The organism is Streptomyces drozdowiczii (genome assembly GCF_026167665.1).
Classification (GTDB): domain Bacteria; phylum Actinomycetota; class Actinomycetes; order Streptomycetales; family Streptomycetaceae; genus Streptomyces; species Streptomyces drozdowiczii_A.
Map to the genome: position 1 here is coordinate 86,188 of NZ_CP098740.1, position 8,583 is coordinate 94,770.

Here is an 8,583-nt window from a genome sequence, read left to right on the forward strand (position 1 = left end):
CGGGGTGCGGATGCCGATCCGGCATGTGGCCGGGAACGTGATGTGGACGGTGCACGGGCAGGTCTGGGCGGTGTACCGGGTGGCGGGGTCCGGCGGCGGTGATACGTCCCGGCGTTCGAAGAACCGGCGGCTGGGGCAGCTGGAGGCGCTGGTCAAGTCGCTCCCGGGTGAGTCGATGCTGCTGAGCCTGTGCCCGGCCGTCGACCCGGAGAGCGTCCTGGCGAAGATGACGACGGGCATCGACCTTTCGGTCTCTGCCCGCTACCGGGAGTCCACCGAGCTGCTGCGCGGGCAGTTGGAGCAGCTGGAGCTGACCGGTCGCACCGACTGGCTCGCCGTCCCTTTGCCGTTGAGCCGTGGGGAGTCGGTGCGCGAGGTGGTCGCCGCCGCCCGCGCCGACGTCGCCCTGCAGCTGGGGTTGCTGCCCCGTCCGGTGTCCGCCCGTGAGGAGGGTGAGCGCCTGGCCCAGGCCGAGCGGATGGCGTCGGTGTGGCCGTCGGGGATCACGCTGCGGCCCGCGACGACGGCCGAGATCCTGTGGATCTACGGGCACAGCACCCGGCGCGGTCTCCTCGAACCCGTGCTGCCCGAGGGTGAGCCGGCGCGGATGCGCGGGCGGGGCCGGGGCGCGGCGTCGCTCGGGCAGGTTGTGCTCGCCGAGGGCGGGAATCTCCTGGAGGACCTGGCCGGCGATGCCCGGGACGTGGGCTGGGGCAGCCGCGGTACGGGCCGCGGCGCGGCTGGTGGACGGGCCGGGGTGCGTGGGCGCCGACGCCGGGCGGGGGCGGTGGGTCCGCTCGCGCGGCGGTGGCTGGAGGTCACGACCGAGTACGGGCCGTCGTATCAGGTGATGCTCGCCCTTTCCGAGATGCCGGAGGCGTTCGTCTTCCCCGGCTCGGAGTACCTCGCCTCCCTGGACATGTTCTCGTTCCCGGTCGACTGGGTGGTGCGCCTCCATGTCTCGTCCGGGGCCGAGGCGGAGGCGAAGACCCGGCGCCAGGCGCGCGAGCTCGCCAATCAGTACGCCGAGTACGAGGGCGAGAGTGCCGGTGTTCCGGCCAGCGTCGACAAGGCCGTCGGCGGGCTCGACGAGTACAGGGAGCGGCTGACCGCGTCGAGTACCGAGGTGGAGGTGCGGGCGATGGCGGCGTTGTGCGTCTGGGGCGGCACCCCCGAAGAAGCCGAGCGGCGGGCCGGGGAGCTGGCCGGGCACTTCGCCGGCAACGAGTACACCTTCGCCCGGCCGCGCGGGGAGCAGGAGAACCTCTGGTACGGGATGCTGCCCGGGACCCGCACCCCGCAGGTCATGGCCCAGTACGCGCAGTACCTGCTGGCCCGGGACTTCGCGATGGCTGCCCCGTTCAACGGCGGCGGGCTCGGCGACAGCACCGGGCCCTTGTTCGGGCTCCAGCTCGCCGGCGGCGGCGTGCGCCCCGTCCTCACCGACTGGACACGCGGCCCGCGGGAGAACACCTCCGCGACGGCGGCGTTCGTCGGGGAGCTCGGCGCGGGCAAGTCGACCGCGATGAAGGCTGCGGTGTACTCGGTGCTCGCCGCCGGGCACCGCACCCGGGGCAGCTACCGGCGAGGCCGGGTCGTGATCGTGGACCGGACGCCGCGTCAGGAATGGCTCCGCTACGCCCAGGCGTGCCCGGGCCAGACCGAGTGCATCACCATCGACGACCACGCCCGCATCTCCCTCGACCCGCTGCGCATCTTCACCGGCCGCGAAGCCCAACGCTTCACCGAGAGCTTTCTGACCCTGTTGCTGGGGCTCGCGCCGATGAGCGACGAGGGCATCGCCCTGTCCGAGGCGATCGAGGCCGTACTCGCCCAGCCGCACCCCTCCATGACGGTGCTGGTCGAGGAGCTCACCAACCGGGGCGCGTCGGGGGACACGTGCTCGGCGATGGCGGCGCGGCGGCTGGCCGCCGTGTGCCGCAAGGACCTCGCCCGGGCGGTGTTCGACGAGACGCTGCCCGTGGTCCGCGGATCGTCGGCCGACACCCTCGTCTTCTCCGTGGCCTCGCTCGCGCTGCCGACGAAGAGCGAGCTGCGCGAGGGGCGGCTGGAGAAGATGGAGTTCGAGAAGGTCTTCGGCCGGGCCGTGATGTACCTGATCGCCGCCCTGTGCCGGAAGATCGTCTACGCGGACCTGGACGAGTTCGCGCTCGTGGTGTGGGACGAGTGCTGGTGGCTGACCTCCAGCCCCGAAGGTCTCGCCCTGGCCCTGGAGCTCGTACGCGACGGCCGCAAACACGGCGCCGGCGCCCTGTTCGGCGGGCACGACGACGAAGACATCGGCTCCGGCGACTTGGAGGACGGACAGATCCTGCGCGGCCTCATCCCCCGCAAGTTCGTCTTCCGGCACACCGACGTCACCCTCGCCCGCCGCGCCCTGACGTTCCTGGGCTGCGACCCCAACGACCAGGACCTCCTCGCGCTCGTCACCACCGAGCTGTCGCCCACCAGCCCCGAGCTGAGCGATGACGAGCGTGCCGCCCGGGCCGGCGAGTGCCTGCACCGAGACCTCACCGGCCGGATCGGCGCCATGCAGATCACCCTGCCCGCCGACGAGCAAGCCGTCGCCCACATCCACTCCCAGCCCCTACAGAGCACCACGGCATGACCCTGCGGCAGGCCGGCGCACCGGCACAGATCAAGGACCAGCCCCGGGCCCGGGACGCAGCCGCCGAACGCGGCCGCAGCGGCTTGAACCGGGGCCGGTACGGACGTGTTCCCGTTCTGGGCGCGGCCCGGGCGCTGGGCGGGCGGCCGTGGCTGCGGGGCGGGCGCGTTCCCGTACGCGTGCTGCGTGTACTGCGCGGTGTGCGGCGGTGGTTGCGGCCGGGGAGGAGCATGGCGGCCGGGCTCGTCCTCCTCGCGCTCTCGTGCCTGATGTCCGTCGTACTCGCCGGTGTGGCCGCCCACGCGGCGCCCAGCCCGACGCCGTCCCCGTCGGCCAGTCGCGGGTTGCTCGACAACCCGTTCGTACCCGGGCCTCAGGGGCCCGTTCCGGGTACGTCCGGGTCCACGTCCTCTCCCCCGATGCTGCCCGGGCCGCCGAACCCGCTCAAGCCGAGCCCTCTGGTGCCCAGCCCGTCGGCCACGGACAACGGCCTCTCCGACCTCCTCGACGATGCGCGTGCGAAGGAGGAGCGCGAGAAGAGGGAGGCCGCCGAGGAGGAGCGGCGCAAGGAGAAGAAGGCGCAGGAGGAGTTCGAGAAGAAGGTCGACGCGTACAAGAAGGACCGGGCGGCCCAGGGCGGGGTGCTGTCCGCGTTCGATGTGACCGACCGGGACGGGAATCCGGTCAGCTCGTACCGCATCTACGCCGACACCGGCAGTTGGAAGGACTGGGACCTGTCGATTGAGGGGTTCCTCGTCGACATGCTGTTCCTGGGCATCAAGTGGGCGGTGAGCTTCGCGTGCTTCCTCATCTCCTGGAGCCTGTCGTTCTTCCTGGCTGGGCTCCTGCTGAAGCCGGCCCTCCAGGTGTCGACGTCGCTGTACGGCAGCGTCGTCACCCAGCTCGGGCTCCCGCTGCTGTTCCTGACAGTCACCCTGGTCGTGGCGTCCTTCCATCTGCTGTTCGGGAACCGGGTCAGGGGCTGGGGCGAGATGGCGGCCGCGCTGGTCATCTCCGCGCTCGCCATCGGGGCGCTCGCCTCGCCCCCGCAGCTCCTGCTCAGCAAGGACACCGGGGCCGTGGCGAGCGTGCGGAACCTGGCCGTGGAGACGGCCGCCCTGGTCCTGGACAAGGAACCCATCGACAGCACCCGGCCCACCACCGAAGCCGGCTGGGAGCAGAAGCCATCCGGAAGCAGTGTCGGTGAGCAGGTGCGCTCCGCACCCAGCGCGCTGGCACGGCCCATCACCGACGCCCTCGTGGACGCGTTCGTGGCCCGGCCCGCGATGCTCCTCTCGTACGGGCAGACGTTCGACGGGAAGTGCGGGAAGGAGTTCCGTGACTCCCGGATCGAGCAGGCCGTCTACGACCGCGAGGTCGACCAGCGCAAGGAGAAGGGCAAGTCCTTCCTCAAGCACATCCCCGGCATCGGGGTCGCGCTGCCCGACACGGTGAAGGACTGGATCGTGGGCACCGCCGTGGACGTGACCACCGACGAAGTGATGAACATGATCCACGGCTCGGGGCCGGTCGCCAGCTTCGAGAAGGACTGCGTCAAGGACGCCGGGGCGGTGAAGAAGGCGTCGATGGACAAGGTCGGCGGCGCCGCGTTCATGCTCCTGGCCGCGTTCCTCACCTGCGCGTTCATCACCGTCCTGGGGAGCGGGTTCCTCTTCGCGCAGGTCAACATCGCCATCGAGGCGATGATCGCGAAAGTGGCTCTGGCCGTCGGGATCCTGCCCGGCCCCGGGCGGGCCTGGCTGTGGGAACGGGCCGCGGCCATCGCCCGCAGTCTCGCCCTGATGCTGGCCTGCGTCACCTGCCTGGCGGTGTTCGTGGTCGTCGTCAACACCGTCCTCAACACCCCCGAACGTGATCTGCCGGGCGGGCTGACCGTGCGGTTCATCGTGCTGGATGGCATCTGCGTCGCTGCGTTCCTCTACCGCCGCAAACTCGCCCGCACCACCAAGGGCATGGTCACCCGGGTGAGGCAGCGGCTCGGGAACAGCCCCCTGGGCGGGGCCGCCCCCGCGCCCCCGGGGCGGGAGCGGGGCAGGGTCGGGAAGCGGCTGGTGCTCGGCGGGCTCGCGCTCGGCGCCGCAGTGGCCACCGGCGGCACCAGCACCGCGCTCGGCACAGCAGCCCGCATCGGCGGCCGGCGGGCAGCCGCCGGGATCACCTCGCGCCTGGCCCGCAGCGGCGGCCGCGCCGCAACCGGCCTGGCCACCGCCGCCGAACGCACCGTACGGGCAGGAGCACGCACCGCCGTACGGGCCGGGAAGGTGGGGCTCCAGGCCACCGTCGGCCTGCCCGTCTACGGACCGCGCGTCGCCCGCAGGGTCGGCCCCGCCGTCTCCGCCCTGCCAGGGCGGGCAGCGGCGCGGGCCACCACCACGGCCCAGCAACTGCACGACCGGAGGCAGGAGATGAGCACCCGGGTCCAGCCGGCCCTCGAACTCGGCCGGGAAGCCCGGCACAACGTGCGCTCCCTCGGCCGCATCGTCCGCGGCCGCCCCGGCCTCGGCGCCTACCACCCCGCCACACCGCCCGCCCCGCAACCGGCCCCGCAGCAGACTCCGCCGACGGTGCCCGCGACCCGCCGCCTCCCCGCACCCACCACCCCGCAGACCGCCGAACCCGGGGCCGCCGAACCGGGGTCCGCACCGGACCGGGCGCTGCGGCCGGGAGGTGTGCGCCGACGGCCGGCTCCCCGGCGCGGTCTCCAGCCGCCCGCCAGCGCGGCGCACGCCCGCCTCCACCAACAACTCCACCGCGTACGGCACAACCGCGCCACCGACCCGGCACCGGCGCCTTCGCCGCGCGCACCGGGGCCACCGCGTACCGGGCGCCGCCGGACCGGTCCGGGGACATCGTCGTGACGGGGAAGGGGAAGGTGCTCCTGGCAGGGTCGGCGCTCCTGGCGCCGGTCGTCCTGGTCCTGGGGCTGGTGGTGCTGTTCGTCGCGGCCGTCGCCAACGGGGCGGCCGGCCACGAAGAAGACGAAGCCGCCCCCGTCGCCGCGTCGGGCGGGGCGCCCGGGAAAGTCGCGGGGATCGACCCTGTCATGCTGTCCGCCTACACCCGCGCCGCCACCCAGATCGCTGTGCTGCGGCCGAAGTGCAAGGGGATGCGGTGGTCCGTGATCGCGGGGATCGGGAAGGTCGAGTCCAACCACGCCGCCGGGCGCACCGTCGCCGCCAACGGGAACATCACCCCGCACATCCTCGGGGTCCGGCTCAACGGCTCCGGCGTCGGCGGCAACCGCACCTCGTTCACGGACACCGACCGCGGCCGGCTCGACGGCGACACCGCCTACGACCGGGCGGTCGGCCCGATGCAGTTCCTGCCCTCCACCTGGAACGGGCCGACCGGACAGGACGGCAACAACGACGGCCTCAAAGACCCGCACAACGCTTTCGACGCCGCGCTCGGCACCGCCGCATACCTCTGCGGCACCGGCACCACCGACCTGAAGCAGGCCGACCAGCTCCGCAAGGCGATCTGCCGCTACAACCACTCCGCCACCTACGTGAACGACGTCACCGGCTACGTCGCCGAGTACGACGCTCTCCCCACCGGGGCCGGTGCCCCGGCGGCGGCGAAGGGGCGGGCCGGAGCGGTAATCAGGGCTGCGAGCTCCGAGCTCGGGACCCCGTACGTGTGGGGCGGAGGCAGCACTTCGGGCCCGACGAAGGGCGGCTACGACTGCTCCGGCCTCATGCTCTACGCCTTCCACACGGGCGCCGGTATCACCCTGCCCCGTACCTCCCAGCAGATGCGGCACTTCGGAACCCGCGTCGACCGTGCCGATATCCAGCCCGGCGACCTCATCGTGATCAACAACGACGGAAACTGGGGACACGTCGGCCTCTACACCGGCAACAACACCATGATCCACGCACCCCGCCCCGGCAAAACCGTCAAAACCACATCCCTGGCCGGGTACTGGGAAAAGTACGACTGGGACGTACGGCGGGTGCTGTGACGGGTTGAGATCTGGTCGTAGTGATACGGCGGCATTTGGCCCCGCCAGACAGTGCCTGGCGGGGCCAAATTTGCTTCAGCGTCCGAGTCTATGACTCACACATAGCCGAAGGGAAGGTCCGGCAGACTCCGGAGAAGCTCCCTCACCTCATCCATCGTCGCTCCCACACGCGAATCGAAATCACGTGGATCCCCCGTTTCGAGGGCTTCGCTCATCAACGACTGAACAAGGAAAAACTCCTCCCTGGGCATCGTCACGACGATTCGCTCCCCCTGGTCATCCACATACAAAGGGACCACCCCTCTCATCCTTGCCTAAAGTTCCGCGTAAAGTATTCGTACCCGTCCTTTGGCGCGAATACGGTTCCCCCGTCTCGGGATTTAGGATTACGAATTACGATAACCCCATTTCGCCAGTACGCGGTCCTTCCACCGCCACCGACACGGCGCTCACCGTTGAGGATAACGTCCTCGATCATCCGGGAAAATTCCTTGCGCGTACGAATCCCCGGGAACTCCCCCTGCTCCACCACGTGCTTGCGAAATGCGTGTCCATCTGCGCCCGCAAGCTCTTCGGCAGCCAACCTGGCCTGCAGCTTCGTACAGCTGCTGTTATGCACCAGGACCGGGGTGTTACCCGCCAGCACATACTACGAGCTCGTAACACGATCTTGTTGAACTGCCCTGGTTGGCCGTGACCAGTGTGACGATTCGGCCGTTCGAGATGGTGTGACTACCCGGCCGTGGATCGTGGACGATGACCTGTGGGCGCTGATCGAGCCGCTCCTGCCGCCCTGGCCCGAGAAGGCTCCCGGTCCACGGCCGGTGCCGGACCGGCAGTGCCTGCAGGGCATCCTCTACGTGCTGCACAACGACATCGCCTCGCAACTGCTGCCCCTGGAGCTGGGGTTCGGCTCGGGTCAGACCTGCTGGCGGCGCCTTGAGCGGTGGCAGCAGGCCGGGGTCTTCGACCGGCTGCACCGGATCCTGCTCTCCAGACTGCATGCGGCCGGCGAGCTGGACTGGTCCAGAGCATGCGTGGACGGTTCCCACGTCCGCGCGAAAAAGGGGGAGCCGACACCGGTCCGTCGCCGGTCGACCGGCGGAAGCCGGGCAGCAAGCATCACCTGATCTGCGACGGACGCGGCACCCCGCTCAGGGTCATCACCATCGCGGCCAACGTCAACGACGTCCCCCAGACCCTCGCCCTGGTCGACGGCGTCCCGCCCGTCGCCGGCCGCCGAGGGCGGCCCCGCCGGCGCCCTGAGGCCCTCCTCGGAGACAAGGGCTACGACTCCAACCCCAACCGCCGCGAACTGCGCAAGCGCCGGATCCTGCCGGTCATCTCCCGCAAGGGCTCACCGAACATCAAAGGGCTGGGCAAGCTCCGCTACGTCGTCGAGCAGACCTTCGCCCTGCTCCACCAGTTCAAGCGCCTCGCCGTTCGCTGGGAGCGCCGCACCGAACTCCACGACGCCTTCGTCTCCCTCGCCTGCAGCCTCATCTGCTGGAGACGCCTCAAGAGGGCCAACTCATGATCGTGTTACGAGCTCTCAGGGACGGCAGCAGCAGGAGAAGCAGTCCGCCGCTGACCAGTGGACCGAGACCGGATATGTCTTCACCACGACCATTGGCCGCCCGATCGAACAGACCAACCTCATCCGCACCTTCCATGCTCTCCTCCCCACGCCGAGCTCCGCACGATCCGCTTCCACGACCTCCGCCACACCACAGCCACCCTCCTCCTGGAGGAAGGCGTCGAACTCGTCGTCATCAAAGAACTCCTCGGACACGCCCACATCGGCGTCACGGCCACCATCTACGCCCATGTCCGGCTCGGCCTCCAACGCCAAGCCCTCGACACCCTCAGTGCGACCCTCGACCGTTCCTGACACACCGACGACAACGGCGACGGACACCACCAGGTCCGCCGCTGCCCGTCAATTGCTGCCGTCAGACACGACTGAAGC

The 8,583-nt window shown here is 70.5% G+C and carries 5 protein-coding genes; 4 read left to right on the top strand and 1 reads right to left on the bottom strand.

Features of this window, described 5'->3' with window-relative positions:
* Window positions 1–10: 10 nt before the first annotated feature.
* The 4 genes from NEH16_RS00445 to NEH16_RS00460 all read left to right on the top strand — a co-directional run bounded on the left by NEH16_RS00445 (window position 11) and on the right by NEH16_RS00460 (window position 8,151).
* The gene (locus NEH16_RS00445; protein WP_265538416.1) at window positions 11–2,629 is read left to right on the top strand and encodes an ATP-binding protein; all 2,619 of its coding nucleotides are present in this window, start codon (window positions 11–13) and stop codon (window positions 2,627–2,629) included.
* Window positions 2,626–5,508, top strand: a complete 2,883-nt coding sequence (locus NEH16_RS00450; protein WP_265538417.1) for a hypothetical protein — start codon at window positions 2,626–2,628, stop codon at window positions 5,506–5,508. The genes NEH16_RS00445 and NEH16_RS00450 overlap by 4 nt, the downstream gene beginning before the upstream one ends.
* Window positions 5,505–6,614: an NlpC/P60 family protein gene (locus NEH16_RS00455; RefSeq protein WP_265538418.1), complete on the top strand. Its 1,110-nt coding sequence runs from the start codon at window positions 5,505–5,507 to the stop codon at window positions 6,612–6,614. Before NEH16_RS00450 ends, NEH16_RS00455 begins: the two co-directional genes overlap by 4 nt.
* 746 nt (window positions 6,615–7,360) lie before the next feature.
* Window positions 7,361–8,151, top strand: a protein-coding gene (locus NEH16_RS00460; RefSeq protein WP_374215714.1) for an IS5 family transposase whose coding sequence is annotated in 2 segments (ribosomal slippage) — window positions 7,361–7,676 and window positions 7,676–8,151 — 792 coding nt in all. Because the reading frame shifts where the segments join, the coding sequence is not laid out codon by codon here.
* Window positions 8,152–8,166: 15 nt separating this feature from the next.
* Here NEH16_RS00460 and NEH16_RS33800 read toward each other — a convergent pair.
* Complete coding sequence (locus NEH16_RS33800) at window positions 8,167–8,532, bottom strand: hypothetical protein (protein ID WP_430523739.1); 366 nt, start codon at window positions 8,530–8,532, stop codon at window positions 8,167–8,169.
* Window positions 8,533–8,583: the final 51 nt, after the last annotated feature.